The sequence below is a fragment of the Bacillus sp. FSL R7-0166 genome, assembly GCF_038008935.1.
GTDB lineage: Bacteria > Bacillota > Bacilli > Bacillales > Bacillaceae > Bacillus > Bacillus altitudinis.
The window spans coordinates 2,629,345-2,650,474 of record NZ_JBBPAC010000001.1 but is presented as its reverse complement, the minus strand read 5'-3'; the positions used below and the strand labels follow the sequence as shown (position 1 = coordinate 2,650,474).

Here is a 21,130-nt window from a genome sequence, read left to right as displayed (position 1 = left end):
TTTTTAATCTTGAAACACATCACTTGATAAATAACGTTCACCCGTGTCTGCTGTCATACAAATGACAATGTGATCCTTTGGCATTTGCTTGGCTGCTTCAATCGCTGCATAGCATGCCGCGCCAGATGATGGACCGACTAAAATACCTTCAAGACGGGCGAGCTTTCGTGTGATGTCGTAAGCATCTTCATCACTCACTTGCACAATCTCATCATACACCTGTTCGTTTAAAATTTGTGGGATAAATCCTGGACTTGTGCCAACAAGCTTATGTTTGCCAGGTTTCCCGCCTGATAAAACAGGAGACCCCTTTGGCTCTGCCACACGTATCGTCAATTCCGGGAATGCTTTCTTGAGTTCCTCTCCAGTGCCTGTAATGGTTCCACCAGTTCCAGCAGTGGCGACAAAAGCGGCAAGCGGCTGCCCAATCTGTTGCACTGCATCCATAATTTCTACAGCCGTTGTCCCTCTATGAGCATCAGGGTTCGCACCATTGTCAAATTGCATGGGAATAAAGCTATTAGGAATTTGAGCAGCTAATTCTTCTGCCTTGCGAATACAGCCTGGCATTTTTTCCTCCCCCGGGGTTAAAACGACCTGTGCGCCGTATGCCTTTAAAATATTGATTCTTTCTTGGGTCATCGTATCAGGCATGATCAGAATGGCTTTGTAGCCTCTTGCTGCAGCGTTCATCGCTAAGCCAATTCCTGTATTCCCGCTCGTTGGTTCAATAATCGTTGCCCCTTTTGTGAGCTTTCCTTGTTTTTCTGCCTCAAGGATCATATTGTAAGCAGCCCGATCTTTTACACTTCCGCTAGGATTAAATGATTCCAGTTTTAAATAAACAGCAGCGCCATGTTCTGGCTGAAGGCGCTGTAATTTTACAAGTGGTGTATGACCTATTAATTCAGCTATATTTTGTGCAACCTTCATCATGTGACACCCTTTCTTCTCATTCCGCATTACTTTAGTTATACTATCATCAATGGGGATTCGTAAAGTTTGTTAAAAAGGACAGGTGAAAATATGGCCGAAAGCCGTCATTATTTTATCGGGATTCCAATCCCTGAACAACTCGCGCATCAAATAAAAGCGGATATAGACAAGAGGAGCGGACTTTCCTTTCAAAAATGGACAGCACCCATTGATTATCATGTCACTCTTGTGTTTTTAGGTGCGATTCAAGAGGACCGTTTAAATAAGATATCTGAGCTGCTTGAACAGCTGTCTCATGAGGTGTCTGCTTTCCCGCTGAAGCTGAAGGAGATAGGGGTATTTGGTCAAAAGGAGCGGCCGAGAGTCTTTTTTGCAAAGCCTATTGAAAGTAAGCCTTTGATGGATCTAAGAGAAAAGGTGAAAGCAGCCGTTTTGACAGCAGGTCATCCTGTCGAAAAGAGACCCTTTCATCCACATATGACGATTGCGCGCAAATGGAATAGAGAACAGCCCTATATAGAACAAGCGTCCTTACGGAAAGAACCATATTCGATGGAGGTTTCTAGTATCGCTTTATTTGAAATTCGTCTAAAAGAAACCCCACGTTATCACGCGATCAAACAATTTACATTACATAAATGATTCTAGAGGTTGGAGTGAGCAGCAGATGGCGCAAATTATTAAAATCCAAGATTATATATCACGATATGAACAAGACCCGCATCATTACATCAATCAGTTTATTCGGTTGAAAAAACAAAGATGGGATGAGTTAAAAAAGGCTTCCAAAGAGCAGGTGCAAAAGCAGGCTGACCAAGCCACCGAGCAAGCACCTGAGCAAGAGGAAGAAAAGAGAAAGAAATTCTCCTTAAAAAGAAAGCAAAAAGAAGCCGATATGAAAAAGGAACGTGACCTGAGTCTTTTTAACGAGCCAACAGATATAGAACAAGGTGTTTTTACAAACGTTCCTACCGATGAAACGAAGCTGATTCACTTTTTTAAAGATCATCTTTACGATGTTCAGTTAAAATGGGCCAGCTCGACGATCTCTCATATTTCAACTGTCTCTCACCACATTCGATATGATGAAAAGCTGCGGATGCTTGCAAGGCAGCTGCCAGATTCTTATTTTGTGATGTACAAGCCGGTGCTGCTCATTCAAAAAGCTGAGATGGAATTGTGTCCAGTGCTCATTACACCGCTTGAAGTCATCTGTTTATCTTTCTTAGAAGCAGAGCCAGACAGCGTATATATTGGATCGAAGGAACGTTTTTGGGAAAAACGGGCGACGGGAAAAGCTGTTCAATCCGTTTTAAACCCTTGTGCAAGCCTTCTGCGCTCTGGAACTGTTGTGTCAAAAATTTTACAGCAAAGTGGTGTAGAACTTCCTGTAAAAAAAATCCTCATCAGCCGCACTTCGTATATTGATTTGCCCGAAGTTCCATTCGGGATGGAGGTTGTCGATAAGAAGAAAGCGGAGGATTGGTTTGACAAGCAGCGGAAAAACACCGCGCCGACAAAGCACCAGCAATTCAAAGCGACAAAGGCATTGCTCGCTTATGGTGAATCAGACAGCAAAAGAAGGCAGGAATGGCTCGATTAAAGGCATATCAAGGTCACCAAAAAAATGAGACCTGAGTGGAGCTAATATATGAATGAATGGTACTTTATCGTCAATCCAGCAGCAGGACAAGGAAAAGGACTCCGCACTTGGAGAAGCATAGAGAAAGAATTACAAAAGGTAGAGATCTCATACAGATCGTTTCTTACCCAGCATGAAGGACATGCCGAAGTTTTGGCGAGACAGATTAGCGCTATGCAAGACGACAGATTGAAACGGCTGATCGTCATTGGCGGTGATGGCACAATTCATGAAGTGCTAAATGGTTTAAAAGAAATCGATCATGTGCAGCTAAGCTTTGTCCCAGCAGGTCATTGGAATGATGCTGCGAAGGGGCTGGGCATCCAGCGTCATGATGTGATCAAAGAAGTGAGAAAACAAAAGAGGATGCTGACGAAAACATTTTCTCTCGGTTCCTTTCAAGATCATGCAGAAAGTCCGCAATCTGTTCTTTTTCTCAATCATATTGGTGTTGGGTTTGATGCGCATGTCTTGAAGAGAACGGTCCATTTTAGAGGGAAAAAGTGGCTCAACCGACTCAAACTCGGGTTTATCATCTACCCGCTGTCTTTTCTACATTCGTTATGGTCATTCAAACCGTTTGACCTTGCTCTTTTTATTGAAAATGAGAGAAAAGTTTTTCGCCAAGTGTGGTTTGTGATCGTATGTAATCACCCATATTATGGAGGCGGGCTGGAAGCAGCGCCGGAAGCGAGTGCGAGGCAATCAGGATTTCAAACGCTCGTTGTCACGGATTTGAATCCATTGAAAGTTCTCTTATTTTTAAGTGCAATGGTTTTTAAAAAGCACCTTGTAATGGAAGGAGTCACCCTTTTTCAGCATGAAGAAGCCTACTTGGAGGCAGATGAAAAAATTTTATTTCACGCCGATGGAGAAGTGATTGGCGCCACTCCAGTGTTTGTTAAGGCTAGTGAGCGATCGTTAAAATTACGTGGCTAAGAAGCAGCCAGTGTGCGCACGAGCAAAAGAAACATGAAAAAAGACTTCCTTTTTCATAAGGTTCTTGTCCTGATTTTCTAGTTTTGCTTGACGAGTATAAGAAGGTAGCGATAAAATCTATAGGACGGCTATTGTTTAGCATCTCATTCTCAATAGCTGTCCTTTTTGTTTTTATGATCATATAAATAAAAAATAAACAGCCAATTGATCTCAATCGGCTGAATTTTGTCGACTAAAAAAGCATGATTTAAAATATTTTAAGAAATGATGGGTTGAAAATTGATATGAACTGGTTGGGACAAATATTAGGTAGCGAATGGCACATCTCTCCTGCTGGAGGCGCTACGGGAGATGCGTATTTCGCAACACACAATGACCAAAAGCTATTTTTAAAACGCAATACGTCACCGTTTCTTGCGGTTTTGTCAGCTGAAGGCATTGTGCCGAAGCTTGTCTGGACAAAACGGATGGAAAATGGGGATGTCATTACTGCGCAGCACTGGCTGAGCGGCAGAGAGCTGAAGCCAAAGGACATGAATGACCGTCCTGTAGCGGAGCAGCTAAGAAAAATTCATACATCAAAAGAGCTGCTCGATATGCTGAAACGATTAGAAAAGCACTCGCTTGACCCGGCATCGATCTTGATGCATCTCAAGGCATCGATCTTAAAAGAGCAGATTGACTCACATGATATCACGCGCGCCATCCAGTATTTAGAGAAACATGTGGACGCAGTTCATTTCGAGGATAAGGTCGTATGCCATTGTGACCTCAACCATAATAATTGGCTGCTGACAGATGAAAATCAGCTCTATTTAATTGATTGGGACGGGGCAATGATTGCAGATCCAGCGATTGATCTTGGACCGCTCTTATACCATTATGTTGAAGAAGAGAACTGGGAAAGCTGGCTCTCTATGTATGGTGCTCCGCTGACCGACAACTTGCGAAAACGCATGGCATGGTATGTGCTGGCTGAAACTGTCTCGTTTGTCGTTTGGCATAAAAGAAAAGGAAATGAAAAGGCGCAAAAAGAAGTGCAAGCCGAGCTACATGCACTCTTAAAACGGTTAAACATCCATTAAGACAGTGGAATGTTCTCGACCCAGTTAGATAGATGAGATTGATGCGCTTCGATATGTGCATCAATTGAACTGACAGAGGTGCCTTTTTGGCTGTAATCATAAATATCGGTTAGTAGCTGACGAACGTCAGCATCCAAATCTTCTTTTGCCAGCATTAATTGAATCACGCGTCCCACCTGTTCATATTCTGCAACAGTCCCGCAGCAATCCAGCTGGTGATCAGTTAAAATATCTTTGATTAATTGAAGCTGATGTTGGCGGTTTAATCCCATACGTATGCTCCTTTCAAGCGTGTCATTTATGTGGTTAAACTGTGCATTCAGCTTTGATTTTATACATGAAGCAGACCAGCCCAAATAGCAGCTGGTCTTTTTCATATGTGCGGATAAGTTGCTGTCTTGCGGCTCTTTATGTTTCATGGTATCTTGATAAAATGTAAAGAAAATAGAGGTGTATCAAATTGAGAATGCGACATAAACCGTGGGCGGATGATTACTTAGCTGAAAATGCTCATATTGCTTTAGCCAACCCTGAACAATACAAAGGGAAATGGCATGAGCTGTTTGGAAATGATCATCCAATCCATATCGAAGTCGGTACAGGAAAAGGGAGTTTTATTGCCGGAATGGGCAAGCTTCATCCTGAGATAAACTATATCGGCATTGAATTATTTAAAAGTGTCATTGTGACGGCAGTCGATAAAATCAAAGAAACAGATGTAGAAAACGTAAAGCTTCTAAACATCAACGCAGAGACACTGACAGATGTCTTTGCGGAAAATGAGATTGATCGGGTGTATTTGAACTTCTCTGATCCGTGGCCAAAATCAAGGCATGAAAAACGGAGATTGACATTTAAAGCTTTTTTAAAGCGATATGAACAGATCCTCCGTCCAGGCGGTGAATTACATTTCAAAACCGATAACCGCGGACTATTTGAATATTCCTTGAAAAGCTTTTCGTCTTACGGACTCCTTTTAACGTATGTGAGCCTTGATTTACATGAGGATGGTCTCGAAGGAAATGTCATGACAGAATATGAAGAGAAATTCTCTTCCATGGGACAACCGATCTATCGATCAGAAGTAAAATTCCCTGAATAAAAAGCGAACAAAGCTGGCTGCAACGAACGATTGCGGTCAGCTTTTTTGATGAAAAGATTAGCACATGCGATTTTCCTTTGTATTTGCTACGATAGAAAAAGGAGGGATGACAGCAATGGAGACAATGAAAATAGGTGAAATGGAACTGTTCTGGTTAAATGGGGGAGATACACACATGGATGGCGGTGCCATGTTTGGCGTGGTGCCAAAGCCATTATGGTCAAAAAAATACCCTGTGAATGATCGAAATCAAATTGAATTACGGTGTGATCCAATGCTTATACGGTGGAACGGTCTTCATCTGTTAGTAGATTCCGGCATCGGGTCAGGGAAGCTGACAGAGAAACAAAAACGCAATTATGGCGTCACAGAGGAAACGAAAATAGAAGAATCACTTGCGGCTCTCGGTTTGCGCCCATCTGATATAGATTACGTCTTAATGACTCATTTGCATTTTGATCATGCAAGCGGGCTGACAAAACGTGAAGGCGATGAGCTCGTGTCTGTTTTTCAGCAGGCAAAAATCATCACGTCCAAAATTGAATGGGACGAAATGAGAGCGCCGAACATTCGCTCAAGAAATACATATTGGAAAGAAAACTGGGAGCCTGTTGCCGATCAAGTCATGACATTTGAAGATAGCATCGAAGTAACAGAAGGCATCCGCCTGCATCATACAGGCGGACATAGCGATGGGCATAGCATCTTAACGCTCACAAGTCAGGGAGAAACGGCTATTCATTTAGCGGATATCATGCCGACACACGCTCATAAAAACCCGCTATGGGTCTTGGCATACGATGATTATCCAATGACCTCGATCCCAGCGAAGCAAAAATGGCAGGCATTCGCCGAAGAAAACAATGCATGGTACTTGTTTTATCATGATGCCATCTACCGTGCTGTAAAGTGGGATGAAGACGGGGCAATGACCCATGAGGTCAAAAGAGAAACCGGAAGATAAAAGATCATCTGTATGTTTTTTCGCCTTTCACACAAAATAACGACAAAATGAACTTGTGAAAGGAAGAGTGCAGGTGAATCAATTTTATCGTGTACATGGTGATGTCATCGAGACACCGTTAAGAGGGATGGAAGTCATGTCTGTCCCTTATTTAAACAAAGGGGTCGCATTTACAAAAGAAGAGCGGGAAGAGCTTGGGTTAAAGGGATTTCTGCCGCCGAAGGTGTTAACACTAGAGGATCAAGCAAAGCGTGCATATGAGCAGTTCAAAGCACAGCCAGACGCACTTGGGAAAAATGTCTATTTAACTGCGCTTCATGACAGAAATGAAGTGCTCTTTTATAAATTATTAAATGAGCATTTGGCAGAAATGCTGCCGATTGTTTACACACCGACCGTAGGAACAGCGATTCAGCGTTACAGCCACGAGTATAGAAAGCCAAGAGGAATTTATTTATCCATTGATGACCTAGAAGGAATGGAAGAAATTTTTGCATCTTACGGAGTGGATGAATCAATTGATCTCATTGTCGCAACAGATGCAGAAGGAATTTTAGGCATCGGCGACTGGGGTGTAGGCGGAATCGCCATTTCAGTCGGGAAGCTGGCTGTTTATACAGCCGCAGCAGGTATTGATCCTAGCCGTGTGCTGGCAGTGGTGCTTGATGCTGGAACCAACCAGGAAAGCCTTTTAAATGATCCGCTTTATGTGGGAAATCAGCACTCCCGCGTTCGAGGAGAGCGCTATGATCAGTTTATTGATCAATATGTTGAGCTTGCCCGTGCGACTTTTCCAAATGCACTTCTTCACTGGGAAGACTTCGGTACAAAAAATGCGCGCGCCATTTTGGAAAAATATAAGGACCGTATTTGTACATTTAATGATGATATTCAAGGAACTGGAGCCGTCTCACTTGCTGCCGTTCTGGCTTGTGCAAAAGCATCGAAGGTTCCGCTGAAAGATCACCGAATCGTGATCTTTGGAGCAGGTACAGCAGGGATTGGTATAGCCGAGCAAATTCGTGATGCCATCGTGCGAGATGGTGTCAAAGAAGAGGAATCATATGATCATTTCTGGTGTATTGATAAAACGGGACTGCTCACAGATGATTCACCTGACATTCAGCCATTCCAAAAGCCGTATGCAAGACGTTCTGATGAAGTGAAGGATTATGCACGTAATGGTCCAAAGCATTCAATTGATTTGTTAGAGGTCGTGAAGCAGGCGAAACCTACGATCTTAATTGGTACCTCAACTGTAGGTGGGGCATTTACAGAGGAAATAGTGAAAGAAATGGCGTCACATGTAGAGCGGCCAGCGATTTTACCGATGTCAAACCCGACACCTCTTTCAGAGGCAAAGCCGGAAGATCTCATTGAGTGGACAGAAGGACGTGCGCTTGTCACAACGGGAAGCCCGTTTGATCCCGTTGAATATGGCGGTGTGACATATGAAATTGGGCAGGCAAATAATGCCCTTGTGTTTCCAGGGCTTGGTCTTGGAACGATTGTGTGTAAAGCCCGCCTCATGACAGACAGCATGTTTGTTGCGAGTGCTGAAGCGATTGCGAGCATGGTCAATGTCGGAAAACCGGGTGCTGCGATGCTTCCAAGTGTTGATCAGCTCAGAACAGTTTCAGCGACAGTGGCTGTCCGTGTGGCACAAGCAGCGATTGACGAAGGAATTGCGGAAGAAACCCCTGATGATCTCATTCAGGCTGTGCAAGACGCCATGTGGCACCCTGTATACAAAAAAATCAAAGCCATCTAAAAAAAGCTTCGCAAGGACTTGTCTTTGCGAAGCTTTCTTATTAAGCAACAGAATCAATGACATCAACGATCATGCCTGTTTTTGCATCAATCATGACTTCATACTGTTCAAGCTCGCCAAAGGCGGAGCGTGTAATACCAGATTTGTACACATCAATCGTTTCACCATTTACGGTATACGGTTCTGGTACAGTATAAATCCAAGAGCCATCAATCGGGCCGCGCTGTTTAAAAGCGGATTTCACAATTTTTAACGCTTTTTCAGACGAGATATACGTCGGGAAAAAGACTTTCTTTGCAACAATTGCAGCGGCTACGCCAATACTCGCACCAATCAGAACATGTTTTAACTTCAACGTGCTGCACCTCCGTATTGCTGTTTTTTCCATTATACAAAACTTGTCCAGCGATGTTAAGAAATCCGAATACTTGAAAGCATATTCAAAATTTCTGGAGAGATACTTGGAAAACCGAAAGAATTCTTATAGTATAAAGTGAGTGTTATTTTTATAGGAATTTATATGGTCATTACATAGAAATGAGGGTAACTGTCAAATGAACGAAGAAACAATGTCGCTTTTCCGAAATTTAACAGAATTACAAGGGACTCCAGGTAATGAGCACCATGTGCGTGCTTTTATGAAAAAGGAACTTGAGAAATATTCCGATGAACTCATACAGGATCGTCTTGGCGGAGTGTTTGGTGTCCGCAAAGGCCCAGAGAACGCGCCGAAGATTATGGTGGCTGGTCATATGGATGAAGTCGGCTTTATGGTGTCATCCATTACGAAAAATGGAATGATTCGTTTTCAAACACTTGGCGGCTGGTGGAGTCAAGTGATGCTTGCGCAGCGTGTGGATGTTCATACGGATCACGGGCCAATTCCGGGCGTTGTATCGAGCACACCTCCTCATCTTCTGACACCAGAACAAAAAAGCAAACCAGTAAAACCGTCAGATATGCTGATTGATATTGGTGCAGACAGTGAAGAAGAAGCGAAAGAGCTTGGCATTCGCCCAGGGCAGCAAATCGTTCCTGCAACGGTCTTTACCCCAATGGCCAATCCGAAAAAGATTTTAGCCAAAGCTTGGGATAACCGCTATGGGTGCGGACTTGCCATTGAATTATTGAAAGAATTAAAAGACGAAGCTCTTTCATGTCAGCTATATTCAGGCGCAACCGTCCAAGAGGAAGTAGGGCTCAGAGGGGCTGAGGTAGCTGCGAATATGATTAAACCGGATCTGTTCTTTGCTCTAGATGCGAGTCCTGCAAATGATGTGACGGGAGACAAATCACAATTTGGCCAGCTTGGAAAAGGTGCACTTCTTCGTATTTATGATCGCACGATGATTACGCACCGAGGCATGAGAGAATTTGTCCTCGATACAGCCGAAACAAACAATATTCCATATCAATATTTCGTATCGCCAGGCGGTACGGATGCTGGACGTGTTCATATCTCAAATCAAGGTGTACCATCTGCTGTTATTGGTGTATGTGCGCGTTACATTCATACAAGTCACTCTGTCTTGCATGTGGATGATTATGCAGCGGCAAAAGAATTAATTGTTCGTCTTGTGAAAAATTGTGATCAAAGCACGGTGGATTCGATTTATCAACAAGTGTAAACGATAAGAAAAAGGCTGCCTCATTAAGAGCACAGCCTTTTTCTTATTCCTGTTCAAACACGTATGACAACGCCTTAATCGCTTGATTCACTGTTTCGACAGTGATATTTGCTTTGTTTGATAATTCCTTTAGGGGATGATGTAATTCTTTAGGACGAATCAAAATAAGGGGTTTCCCTTTGGCGATGGCAGAAGAAGCATCCATTGCCGTGTTCCACTGTTTATATTTCTCACCAAAGCGGGCGATGACAACGTCTGCCTTATTTAATAATAGTTCGGTGCGGAAATTGTTCAAATCAGAAGCCGCATCGTCTTTCAAGATGGCATTTGGCTGCCCGCCTAAAATATCTTCTCCGATGTTATCTGATCGGTCATGATTCTCCATTGGACCAACAAACGTTACTGGTAGTTTCAACGACTGGCTTTTTTCCTTAATTTCATCGCGCCACTGGCTATGAATTTCTCCAGCTAAATAAACCGTTAATTGCATAACAATCTCCTCCTTGTGCACAAACTTAGTAAAGGTTTGCCCTGTTTCTTTTCATGTTACACAAGAAGTGCTTGATAAAGCAAAAAAAATATGATTATGATATTCATGGTAGAGACTATTTTTCATCGTAAGAAGACTACATATAATGGGAAGGACAGGCCTCTTCGTCTTTCCTATGAGAAAGCAGGAAGACGACGTTGATGACTTATTTAAAAAGAAAGGGTATTTCCCTTTCGCCAAAGGTGTATTTTATTGATGCACTCTCTTATATGGCTTTAGGTCTATTTGCTACATTAGTGGTAGGGCTGATTTTAAAAACAGCAGGCGGCCTGTTATCATTTCCTCTCATCGTGGAAATGGGAACGCTCGCTATGGGGCTGATGGGACCAGCAATTGGCGTAGCGGTTGCTTATCGCTTAAACGCTTCTCCTTTAATTATTTTCGCAAGTGTTGTGTCAGGTGCCGCTGGAGCAGAGCTTGGGGGACCTGCTGGAAGCTTCGTGGCTGCTCTCATTGGTGTGGAATTAGGCAAACTGATCAGTGGTGAGACAAGAATTGATATTATTTTAACGCCGCTTGTGACCATTATCACAGGTTTTCTCACCGCTGCTTTCATCGGCCCTGGGATTCAGGCGGTGATGACAGGGCTCGGCAGGCTGATCGTATGGGGGACTGATCAAAGTCCACTCATCATGGGCATGCTGGTTGCAACCATTGTTGGACTTGCTCTTAGCTCACCGATTTCAAGCGCTGCGCTTGCGCTGATGCTTGATTTAAGCGGTCTTGCTGCTGGTGCGGCAACGATTGGCTGCTGCGCTCAGATGGTCGGCTTTGCTGCTGCAGGATTTAGAGAAAATCGTTTTGGCGGTCTTGCTGCGGTAGGCATTGGAACATCAAAACTACAGCTTTCGAACATTGTGAAAAATCCACTCATTCTCATTCCGCCGACGATTGCAGGACTGATTCTTGCGCCAATTGGTATCATTGGCTTTGGGATGGTCAATAATGCGGCAGGAGCAGGTATGGGAACGAGCGGACTTGTCGGCCAGCTCATGACTCTCACAGTCATGGGATTTCATCCTTCCGTTTTCCTCGCTATTGCTCTCTTGCATTTCGTTGGCCCGGCAGTGATTAGTTTGGTAGTATCAGAATGGATGAGAAAGAAAGGCTATATACAATTCGGAGATTTAAGTATACAAACTGGAGGAATCAAACATGAAAAAAATTGAATCAAACGAAGAATTACAAAAAGTGATTCAAGAAGACTTAACAGTATTACTATTTTCAGCTGACTGGTGCCCGGACTGCACATTTATTGAGCCGTTTTTGCCAGAGCTTGAAGCAAACTATCCAGAATTTGAATACTTCTATGTGGATAGAGATCAGTTCATCGACACTTGTGCAGAGTGGGAAATTTACGGAATTCCAAGCTTTTTAGTCTTTAAAAACGGACAAGAGATCAACCGTTTTGTCAGCAAAGATCGTAAGACAAAGGAAGAGATTGAAGCATTTTTAACAGATTCTCTTTCTAAATAACGAAAGGAGGGTCTTATCATGGCGAAAATGACATCAAGACAGCTTGCCAATCAATTGAAAAGCCGTCTGACGAACGACAGCTGGACCCACCAGTTTGACAGGGAAAAAGATACGCTTCGTGTGGAAGATAAACATACAGGAAAGGGCATCACGCTTGAGCTCCCGCCGATTATTGCAAAATGGGAAGTAAAGCCTGATGAAACACTGGATGAGATCGTTTATTATGTGAAAGAGGCGCTCAGCGCTATGAAAGGTGAAGCGCAGCATATCTCAGGTAAAGAGAAGCACATTTATCCGGTCATTCGTTCAACGTCCTTTCCAGAAACATCGAGTGATGAGATTCCGCTCGTTTTTGATGAGCATACAGCAGAGACAAGAATCTACTATGCACTTGACCTTGGAAGCACCTACAGATTAATTGACGAGAAGATGCTGCAAAAGGAAAACTGGACAAAAGAACGAATCAGAGAAACCGCAAGTTTTAACGTCCGTTCACTAAAGACTGTCGTGAAAATGGATGAAGTGGCGGGCAACCGTTTTTATTTCTTCCGTGCAAACGACGGGTACGATGCAAGCAGAATATTAAATGAATCGATTTTACAAGAATACGCGCAAAAAGTAGAGGGGCAAATGGCTATTTCCGTTCCCCATCAAGATGTGTTCATCATTGCAGATGTACGCAATGAATCAGGCTATGATATTTTAGGGCAAATGTCGATGAGCTTCTTCGCCAGCGGCACGGTTCCGATTACGGCCTTGTCATTTTTATATGACGAAGGCAAGCTTGAACCGATCTTTATTCTTGCAAAAAGCAGACCAAAACAGTAGTAGAAGGGAATTTTGAAGAATGAACGTTTTTTATAATGCAGAAGGTGTCGGCGACACACTCCTTATTTCATTGAAAGATGTAACAAGAGAAGAAGTAGGTCATGAAACGTTTGGAGATGTCGTAAGAATCTTCAATCAAGACACAAAAGAAACAACAGGTTTTAATATTTTCAATGCATCTACTTACATGAAAATTGAAGAAAACGGATCTGTACCGCTTTCTGAAACGCTTGTTCAAGATATCAATGAAATTTTGAACCGCAACGGTGTCAGTGAAACATTAACAGTTGATCTATCACCTAAGTTTGTGGTCGGTTATGTGAAGGAAAAAGAAAAACATCCGAATGCAGATAAACTGAACATTTGCCAAGTAGATGTTGGCGATGAAACCTTACAAATCGTGTGCGGTGCACCAAACGTTGATCAAGGTCAATATGTTGTGGTTGCAAAGGTCGGTGCTGTGATGCCGAGCGGTTTGGTGATCAAAGATGCTGAACTAAGAGGTGTTCCTTCAAGCGGAATGATTTGTTCTGCAAAAGAATTAGATCTTCCGAATGCGCCTGCTGAAAAAGGAATCCTTGTTCTAGAAGGAAGCCGCCAAGCTGGCGAACCATTTGAAGCGTAACCTCCCATAAACGGGTACAAATGAGCGAAGAATGTGTTATACCAAAAGTCACTAAGTACGTACTTAGTGACTTTTTTTCATCTACAGACAGCATGAACAGCAAAGTGTAGCACTTTTCTCGCTTTTCTGCATGAAAAAGCAATGGTATACTAAAAATCGCCCAAGAAAACGTAAGGGGAGTTAAAGTGAGTGATAAATGATGAGTTGGTTAGATAAATTTTTTAGTGTATTTTTAGGAGAAGAAAAAAAAGAAGAAAAAGCTGAGAGGCCTGAAACAGGTCCGATTGCACCAAAGCAGCCAGCTGTTGAACAGCATAAAGAATATAAAAAAGTTGAAGATACGAAAGTGTATTATGAATATCCAAAAGGCAATTTCCGCTTTCCTCTCGTTCCAGATGAACCTGCACGTGAGGCAGCAAAGCAACAAGAAAGAAGGCGCACGCGGCCAAGTCAGCCAAAGGCAAAGCAGACGACCTATCAGCCAAAACAAACGGTGCAGCCTGATCTCAATAAAAAGCCTTTTAAACCAGAGCAAATCCCTTCACCCATCTATGGCTACCACCAGGATATGCGTCCTAAACCTGCAGCAGCCAAAGAAGACACATCTTCTGTCAAAATGAAATCGGCAGAAGAAACGTCACAGCGTGTCACACTGTTATCAGAAGAAGCAGAGCGTGAACGGAATGTAAGACAGCAAATGAACATCCCGTCTATACGAAAAGAACAACGTATGGAAGACATGATGTCAGCCCAAACAGAAGAACAAGTAGAGAAGCAACCTGTCACGACGCCGCTTACTTTGCAAGAGGAACTCGCTTATCAAGATCACGTTCAATCAACGATGGAACGTTTATATGACGAGCCTTTCAGTGAGACAGAGGATCAAGATCAAGCTTTGTCACAGACCAAAGACGATCGGGAAGCATTCTTACATATGGAGCAAGCTGAAGCATCTAACGAGCCTCTAGAGATGGAGCAAGAACAGGCAGTCACCATTGAACAAGAAGAGCCGATGATTCCGCTTGAAGATGATGCTCAGAAAAAAGAGAGCTTTACATTTGAAACAGCTGAAAGCCCATCACCAGCACTCGACATGGAGATAGAAAGCCCAGTAGAAGAAACTGCGATGCTGGAAGAGAAGAACATAGAGGCTATGGAGGAAAGAGCAGAGGCTGCATGGATAGAAGAAAGTCAAGCAGACGTGTCAGTGGCAGCATTTGAACAAGAAGAACCGATGATCATACAAGATTTGCAAGATGATGATTCCCTGCCGGAAGAAAAATTAACAGATGATGAAGTCATGCCAGTTGAAGAAGCATCAGATGAATTTGCTGACTCTGGACAAGCAGAGATCGCTGGGGATATGGCAGAAGAGCTTGAGGAAACACCTGAAGAAACGCATGAAATAAAACGTGAAGAACCAAAACCGTCTTCTCCACAGCCAAAGCGCTCAAGCGGTCAAACCTCCACCGTTCCTTTTAACGTCATGATGTTAAAAAGTGATCAGCGCGTGCAAGGACAGAAGAAAACGGCAGATGCACAAGGATATGTATTTCCTAGTTTAGCCCTTCTAGACGTTCCGCCAGCACAAAAAGAAGAGGACGGAACATGGGTGAAAGAACGGGCAGAACTGCTCAATGCCACACTGAAAAACTTCAATGTCAGAGCAAGTGTTGTTCATGTGACGCAAGGTCCTTCTGTTACAAGGTTTGAAGTACATCCTGAACCAGGCGTGAAAGTGAACAAAATTACAAACCTGTCAGATGATATCAAACTTAGTTTGTCTGCAAAAGATATTCGAATCGAAGCGCCGATTCCTGGGAAGAACACGATTGGAATCGAAGTGCCGAACCTTCACAGTAAAATGGTTTTCTTGAGAGAAATGATCAGAAGCAGTGCCTTTAGAGACAATCCATCTCCATTAACGGCGGCGCTCGGATTGGATATTTCCGGTCAGCCCGTTGTGGTTGATTTGCAAAAAATGCCGCACGGCTTAATTGCCGGAGCAACAGGTTCAGGGAAAAGTGTCTGTATTAATACCATTCTCGTGAGCCTGATGTTTAAAGCCTCACCTGATGAAGTGAAAATGCTGTTAATCGACCCTAAAATGGTTGAACTGGCGCCGTATAATCACATTCCGCATCTTGTGAGCCCAGTCATTACCGATGCCAAGACAGCAACAGCTGCTTTGAAATGGGTAGTAGATGAAATGGAAAGACGCTATGAACTGTTTGCACACTCTGGTGTGAGAGAAATCAAACGATTTAACGAACTGGTGAAAGAAAAACAAATGGGTGAAAAACTGCCATATCTCGTCGTTGTCATTGATGAGCTGGCTGATTTAATGATGGTCGCACCAAATGAAGTCGAAGAAAGCATTTGCCGAATTGCCCAAAAAGCAAGAGCATGCGGGATTCACTTACTCATTGCGACGCAAAGACCTTCTGTTGATGTCATTACAGGTCTCATTAAAGCAAACATCCCAACAAGAATTGCTTTCTCTGTTTCAAGCCAAGTGGATTCAAGAACCATTATTGATATGGCAGGTGCTGAAAAGCTTCTCGGAAAAGGAGACATGCTGTTCTTAGAAAATGGCTCTGGCAAACCGACAAGACTACAAGGGAACTTTGTATCAGATCGAGAGATTGATGAAGTGGTAGCGCATGTGAGAAAACAGCGCAAACCTGTGTTCCTTTTTGAACAGGAAGAATTGATGCTCCAAGGCTCTGCCATTACAGACGAAGATGAATTGTTTATGGACGCATGCAGATTCGCCATCGAGCAAAATAGTGCAAGTACATCCAGTTTGCAAAGAAGATTTAGAATTGGCTACAATCGAGCAGCAAGATTGATTGATATGATGGAACGTGAAGGAATGATCTCTGGGGCAAAAGGCAGTAAGCCAAGAGAGGTCCTCATGACACTGAGTGACTTAGAACAATTGATCTAAACAAACCACTTCATTTTTTTGATAAACATGGTATGATAGCACATAGGTGCAATTTTTGAATTGGACGCTTTTCGCATGCCTGTCTGAACGCTTTTTAATGAAAATGAGCGAAAGCAGGTGTTAGAAATGGGAAAGTTGTCGGATACTAATCATAGTTAATATTGATTAGAATAGGAAGATCGGAAAAAAATCTTTATTTGGAGCTGCGATTTGTGATCAGCTAGAGACAAAAATCACAAGTTGCAAATTGAAATGAGCGTCATATACTGTAAGTCAGATAGACGTTTGTTGGAGGTACAATTATGACTGTTTATCATTTTGTTGGAATAAAAGGGACAGGTATGAGTCCACTGGCCCAAATTCTTCATGATACTGGGTATACTGTCCAAGGATCGGATATCGAAAAACATATCTTTACACAAAAAGCATTAGAAGAACGAAATATTAAAATTCTTCCATTTGACCCAGATAATATTCAGCCAGGGATGACGGTGATTGCAGGAAATGCATTCCCAGATACACACCCTGAGATTGAGCGTGCTCTTTCTGAAGGGATTCCTGTTATTCGTTATCATAAATTTCTTGGAGAATACATGGATTCATTCACAAACGTTGCAATTACTGGTGCTCATGGTAAAACATCGACAACAGGTCTGCTTGCACATGTGATGCAAGCGGCAAAACCAACTTCCTACTTAATCGGTGATGGATCTGGAATGGGGAAAGAAAACAGCGAGTATTTTGTATTTGAAGCGTGCGAATACCGCAGACATTTCCTCAGCTACCATCCAGACTATGCGATCATGACCAATATTGATTTTGATCACCCTGATTATTTCACGGATATTGATGACGTGTTTGATGCGTTTCAAAACATGGCACTTCAAGTGAAAAAAGCCATCATCGCTTGCGGTGATGACGAGCATCTTCTCAAGATCCAAGCAAAAGTACCTGTTGTGTACTACGGATTCAATGAAGAAAATGATTTCCAAGCACGAAATGTTGTGAAAAACACAGAAGGCACGACATTTGATGTATTTGTACGTAATACGTTTTATGATACCTTCTACATTCCTGCTTACGGAAACCACAATGTCCTTAACTCATTAGCGGTCATTGCATTATGCCACTATGAGGCCATTGATGTAGAGCTTATCAAAGGTGCTTTAACGACATTTGGCGGTGTGAAACGACGCTTTAATGAAAAAGTAGTCGGTGAACAAGTCTTAATTGACGACTATGCGCACCATCCGACTGAAATTGAAGTCACGATCGAAGCAGCTCGCCAAAAGTATCCAGACCGTGATATTGTAGCAGTCTTCCAGCCGCACACTTTCACTCGTACACAGCAATTTTTAAGTGAATTTGCGGACAGTCTGAAAAAAGCAGACTATGTATACCTCTGTGATATTTTCGGTTCAGCTCGTGAAAACATTGGGAAACTAAGCATTGAAGATTTGCGGGAAAAAATTCCGCAAGCCCAATTGATTGAAGAAGAAGAGACATCTGTGCTGAAAGCACATGAAAATGCGATCTTGGTCTTTATGGGAGCAGGAGATATTCAAAAGTATCTTCGTGCTTATGAGAAAGTCGCAGTATAATTGCCTGTCAAAAAGTGCCGATTCAATCGGCGCTTTTTATTTTGAATAAAATGTGACAAAGGGGCTAAATGTGACAAGATGTGCCGCTTTTTTTCGTTCGCTGTGGACAGGAATTGGCGAATAAGTGTAGAATTATTATTCAATCGGTCATTCTAGGCGATGTTTGAATGATACAACGAGAGGGTATTGAATTGAATATGCCCGCAGCAAAGGAGGTATCAGATGATTATTATTCTCTATTTAAGCGTTGCACTCATCGCAATCGCTTTCCTCATTCTTGTCATCTACTTGTCCAAAACATTGAAATCCTTACAGCTGACATTAAAGAATGTCGCATCAACTTTAGAAGGTCTTGAAGGACAGATGCAAGGCATCACCACAGAGACAGCACAGTTGCTACATAAGACCAATCAGCTTGCTGAAGATATTCAAGACAAATCGGCAAAACTTAACACAGTTGTGGATGCGGTGCAGGGAATTGGCGGCTCGATCAACCAATTTAATACAAGCATAAAGCAGGCAGCTGGTGCGGTTTCTTCATCCGTTGAACGAAATCAGGAGAAAGTCACGGATGTGGTAAGCTGGAGTAACGCAGCACTTGAAATCTATAAAAAATGGAAACAACGTAAACAACAATAATCAACCATTTTCGCATAGGAGGAATAATCATGAGCAAAGACGGAATCAATAGCAAAGACTTTTTGATCGGAACACTTATCGGTGGCATTATCGGTGCAACAACGGCATTATTTTTAGCACCAAAGTCAGGGAAAGAGCTTCGCGATGATTTGAACACCCAAGCGAATGCCCTAAAAGAAAAAACAGATCGTCTCACAACAGATGCAAAGGAAAAAGGCACTGAATATGTGACGATTGCGAAAGACAAAACATCTGAATTGTCTCAGCTCGTAGCAGAGCAGTCAAACCAGATTTTAGACAAAGTAAAAGACATAAAAGATCGTACAGCTGGAAAAGCTAAACAAGTAAAAAGCGAAGCAGAAGATGCTGCAGCAAATATTGCAAATGAAGCTTCAGATGTAGCAGATGAAGCAAAAGTAAGAGCACAAGAAGCAAAAGCAGACATTGAAGACGGCATCAAAGATGTCAAAGAAAAAGTAGAACAATCTACGAAAGGCTAACTCGCTGCTTAAGTTAGGAAGGAGCACATCATGTCTAAACAACTCATAGAAACAGAAGAACAGTTTGATCAACTAACGAATCAAGACGGAACCTTTGTCTTTTTTAAGCACAGTTTGACATGTCCAATCAGCCAAGCTGCTTTTCAAGAGTTTGAAGCGTTTGCGTCAGAACATGAGGATGTTCCTGCTTATTTCTTGCAAATTCAAAACACAAGAGAGCTTTCATCCTATGTGACTGAAAAGTCAGGGATCAAGCACGAAAGCCCGCAGGCACTCATCTTTAGCGGTGGCAAAGTAAAGTGGCATGCTTCTCACTCAAGCATTACAAAAGAAGCGCTTGAACATAACATGTAGAAAAACGTCAGCGATTGCTGACGTTTTTTTTATAAAAAAGGTTTACTTGCATCAAAAGTATGCTATAATCTTACACATAATACTTTATCGCTTAAAAGCGTTTGGGTAATAAAGAATTTTTTCGTGACAATTCCGAAATCTTTGTTTATAATAAACCCTATTATAAGAGATCAAAAATAAAAAGCGAGAGCGGGCAGAGGAAAGGATGACAAAAATGAGCAACAATGAATTGGAACAATTGAGACAGCAAGCAGATGAACTAAATCTTCAAATCTTAAAACTGATCAATGAAAGAGGAAACATTGTAAAAGAAATTGGAAAGGCAAAAGAAGCGCAAGGTGTCAACCGTTATGACCCTGTCAGAGAGCGCACAATGCTTAATCAAATTCTTGAAGAAAATGATGGCCCATTTGAAAATTCAACGATTCAACATATTTTCAAAGAAATTTTCAAAGCAGGTTTAGAGCTTCAAGAAGATGACCACAGCAAAGCACTTCTTGTTTCTCGTAAGAAAAAACCTGAAAATACAATTGTAAATATCAATGGAGAAGCGATCGGTGACGGAAAACAACGTTTCATCGTTGGACCATGTGCCGTTGAAAGCTACGAGCAAGTTGCAGAAGTAGCGGCAGCAGCGAAACAGCAGGGACTAAAACTTCTTCGTGGCGGCGCATTTAAGCCTCGCACAAGTCCATACGACTTCCAAGGACTTGGCGTAGACGGTCTAAAAATTCTAAAACGTGTAGCAGATGAATACGGTCTTGCTGTTATTAGTGAAATCGTGAACCCTGCTCATATTGAAGAAGCGATTGAGCATATCGATGTCATCCAAATTGGAGCACGTAACATGCAAAACTTCGAGCTTTTAAAAGAAGCTGGATCTGTGAACAAACCAGTTCTTTTAAAACGCGGTCTTGCAGCAACAATTTCAGAATTCATCAATGCAGCTGAATACATCATCGCACAAGGAAATGACCAAATCATCCTTTGCGAGCGAGGCATCCGCACATACGAAACAGCCACAAGAAATACACTAGATATCTCGGCTGTGCCAATCTTGAAACAAGAGACACATTTACCAGTCTTTGTTGACGTGACACACTCAACTGGACGAAGAGATCTACTTCTTCCAACAGCTAAAGCAGCTCTTGCGATTGGAGCAGACGGTGTGATGGCAGAAGTGCATCCAGATCCATCTGTTGCCCTATCTGATTCAGCGCAGCAAATGGACATTCCACAATTCGAAAAATGGTTAGATGCATTAAGACCACTTGTCAACATTCACGCATAATCATAAATAGAAAAGCCGCCGGATGACAGCCCGGCGGTTTTTTTCATGAAAAAATACGATAAGACTGGCAATGAAAGGAAGAAAACACATTGCAAGCTTAAAACACGCTTGTTCACAATGTTTTCATTTTTAAAATTTGATAGAATCTGCTAAGATCATTGTCATAGCTGACGTTCACGACGACTTTTGGTGAAATATGATTCAATTTACAGGTAACAAGCTCATTAAAGTTTGTTTAATTTAGTTATA

At 42.4% G+C, this 21,130-nt stretch carries 22 protein-coding genes; 18 read left to right on the top strand and 4 right to left on the bottom strand.

Annotated features, from left to right (window positions below; translation table 11 throughout):
- Nucleotides 1-3: 3 nt before the first annotated feature.
- On the bottom strand, nt 4-933 hold the full coding sequence (cysK, locus tag NST01_RS13630; protein ID WP_076822452.1) for a cysteine synthase A: 930 nt from the start codon (nt 931-933) through the stop codon (nt 4-6).
- 69 nt (nt 934-1,002) lie between these two features.
- Between cysK and thpR the strand changes: the two genes are divergently transcribed.
- From thpR to NST01_RS13610, 4 genes are all read left to right on the top strand, one after another.
- Nucleotides 1,003-1,578 carry an RNA 2',3'-cyclic phosphodiesterase gene (gene thpR / locus NST01_RS13625; RefSeq protein WP_341042008.1) on the top strand — a complete coding sequence of 192 codons (576 nt, stop codon included), beginning with the start codon at nt 1,003-1,005 and terminating at the stop codon, nt 1,576-1,578.
- 25 nt (nt 1,579-1,603) lie between these two features.
- Nucleotides 1,604-2,539: a hypothetical protein gene (locus tag NST01_RS13620; RefSeq protein WP_017367870.1), complete on the top strand. Its 936-nt coding sequence runs from the start codon at nt 1,604-1,606 to the stop codon at nt 2,537-2,539.
- 48 nt (nt 2,540-2,587) lie between these two features.
- The gene (locus tag NST01_RS13615; protein ID WP_019743712.1) at nt 2,588-3,517 is read left to right on the top strand and encodes a YegS/Rv2252/BmrU family lipid kinase; all 930 of its coding nucleotides are present in this window, start codon (nt 2,588-2,590) and stop codon (nt 3,515-3,517) included.
- Nucleotides 3,518-3,801: 284 nt separating this feature from the next.
- Nucleotides 3,802-4,602, top strand: coding sequence for a phosphotransferase family protein (locus tag NST01_RS13610; protein ID WP_026050132.1), 801 nt, complete (start codon nt 3,802-3,804; stop codon nt 4,600-4,602).
- Here the strand turns inward: NST01_RS13610 and NST01_RS13605 are convergent.
- Complete coding sequence (locus tag NST01_RS13605; RefSeq protein ID WP_017358323.1) at nt 4,599-4,874, bottom strand: YtzH-like family protein; 276 nt, start codon at nt 4,872-4,874, stop codon at nt 4,599-4,601. The genes NST01_RS13610 and NST01_RS13605 overlap by 4 nt on opposite strands.
- 188 nt (nt 4,875-5,062) lie before the next feature.
- Between NST01_RS13605 and trmB the strand changes: the two genes are divergently transcribed.
- The 3 genes from trmB (at nt 5,063) to NST01_RS13590 (ending at nt 8,439) form a co-directional block, all read left to right on the top strand.
- Nucleotides 5,063-5,704 (top strand): tRNA (guanosine(46)-N7)-methyltransferase TrmB, encoded by a 642-nt coding sequence (gene trmB / locus NST01_RS13600; RefSeq protein WP_025207815.1) that lies wholly within the window; start codon nt 5,063-5,065, stop codon nt 5,702-5,704.
- Nucleotides 5,705-5,819: 115 nt separating this feature from the next.
- On the top strand, nt 5,820-6,668 hold the full coding sequence (locus NST01_RS13595) for a YtnP family quorum-quenching lactonase (RefSeq protein ID WP_008343041.1): 849 nt from the start codon (nt 5,820-5,822) through the stop codon (nt 6,666-6,668).
- Nucleotides 6,669-6,741: 73 nt separating this feature from the next.
- Nucleotides 6,742-8,439 (top strand): NAD-dependent malic enzyme, encoded by a 1,698-nt coding sequence (locus NST01_RS13590; protein ID WP_008343042.1) that lies wholly within the window; start codon nt 6,742-6,744, stop codon nt 8,437-8,439.
- A gap of 40 nt (nt 8,440-8,479) precedes the next feature.
- On the opposite strand, the gene NST01_RS13585 is transcribed toward NST01_RS13590, so the two are convergent.
- Nucleotides 8,480-8,794, bottom strand: coding sequence for a PepSY domain-containing protein (locus tag NST01_RS13585; protein WP_003217759.1), 315 nt, complete (start codon nt 8,792-8,794; stop codon nt 8,480-8,482).
- A 199-nt stretch (nt 8,795-8,993) separates the two neighbouring features.
- Between NST01_RS13585 and NST01_RS13580 the strand changes: the two genes are divergently transcribed.
- On the top strand, nt 8,994-10,067 hold the full coding sequence (locus NST01_RS13580; RefSeq protein WP_341042006.1) for a M42 family metallopeptidase: 1,074 nt from the start codon (nt 8,994-8,996) through the stop codon (nt 10,065-10,067).
- 43 nt (nt 10,068-10,110) lie between these two features.
- On the opposite strand, the gene NST01_RS13575 is transcribed toward NST01_RS13580, so the two are convergent.
- Nucleotides 10,111-10,557, bottom strand: a complete 447-nt coding sequence (locus NST01_RS13575) for a YtoQ family protein (RefSeq protein WP_007501817.1) — start codon at nt 10,555-10,557, stop codon at nt 10,111-10,113.
- Nucleotides 10,558-10,757: 200 nt separating this feature from the next.
- Between NST01_RS13575 and NST01_RS13570 the strand changes: the two genes are divergently transcribed.
- From NST01_RS13570 to NST01_RS13525, 10 genes are all read left to right on the top strand, one after another.
- On the top strand, nt 10,758-11,786 hold the full coding sequence (locus NST01_RS13570; RefSeq protein ID WP_125589986.1) for a PTS transporter subunit IIC: 1,029 nt from the start codon (nt 10,758-10,760) through the stop codon (nt 11,784-11,786).
- Nucleotides 11,773-12,093, top strand: coding sequence for a thioredoxin family protein (locus tag NST01_RS13565; protein ID WP_003217665.1), 321 nt, complete (start codon nt 11,773-11,775; stop codon nt 12,091-12,093). The genes NST01_RS13570 and NST01_RS13565 overlap by 14 nt, the downstream gene beginning before the upstream one ends.
- 18 nt (nt 12,094-12,111) lie before the next feature.
- Complete coding sequence (locus NST01_RS13560) at nt 12,112-12,921, top strand: DUF1444 domain-containing protein (protein ID WP_035391098.1); 810 nt, start codon at nt 12,112-12,114, stop codon at nt 12,919-12,921.
- 19 nt (nt 12,922-12,940) lie between these two features.
- Nucleotides 12,941-13,546: a YtpR family tRNA-binding protein gene (gene ytpR / locus NST01_RS13555; RefSeq protein WP_007501813.1), complete on the top strand. Its 606-nt coding sequence runs from the start codon at nt 12,941-12,943 to the stop codon at nt 13,544-13,546.
- A 196-nt stretch (nt 13,547-13,742) separates the two neighbouring features.
- Entirely contained in the window at nt 13,743-16,496 is a 2,754-nt protein-coding gene (locus tag NST01_RS13550; RefSeq protein WP_074041940.1) for a DNA translocase FtsK, read from the top strand.
- A gap of 302 nt (nt 16,497-16,798) precedes the next feature.
- On the top strand, nt 16,799-18,097 hold the full coding sequence (gene murC, locus NST01_RS13545; RefSeq protein WP_008343047.1) for a UDP-N-acetylmuramate--L-alanine ligase: 1,299 nt from the start codon (nt 16,799-16,801) through the stop codon (nt 18,095-18,097).
- Nucleotides 18,098-18,319: 222 nt separating this feature from the next.
- The gene (locus tag NST01_RS13540) at nt 18,320-18,736 is read left to right on the top strand and encodes a DUF948 domain-containing protein (RefSeq protein ID WP_017367864.1); all 417 of its coding nucleotides are present in this window, start codon (nt 18,320-18,322) and stop codon (nt 18,734-18,736) included.
- Nucleotides 18,737-18,765: 29 nt separating this feature from the next.
- Nucleotides 18,766-19,236: a YtxH domain-containing protein gene (locus tag NST01_RS13535; RefSeq protein WP_007501807.1), complete on the top strand. Its 471-nt coding sequence runs from the start codon at nt 18,766-18,768 to the stop codon at nt 19,234-19,236.
- Between the two features lie 30 nt (nt 19,237-19,266).
- Complete coding sequence (ytxJ, locus tag NST01_RS13530; protein WP_007501805.1) at nt 19,267-19,590, top strand: bacillithiol system redox-active protein YtxJ; 324 nt, start codon at nt 19,267-19,269, stop codon at nt 19,588-19,590.
- Between the two features lie 214 nt (nt 19,591-19,804).
- Nucleotides 19,805-20,881 carry a bifunctional 3-deoxy-7-phosphoheptulonate synthase/chorismate mutase gene (locus tag NST01_RS13525; RefSeq protein WP_017358315.1) on the top strand — a complete coding sequence of 359 codons (1,077 nt, stop codon included), beginning with the start codon at nt 19,805-19,807 and terminating at the stop codon, nt 20,879-20,881.
- Nucleotides 20,882-21,130: the final 249 nt, after the last annotated feature.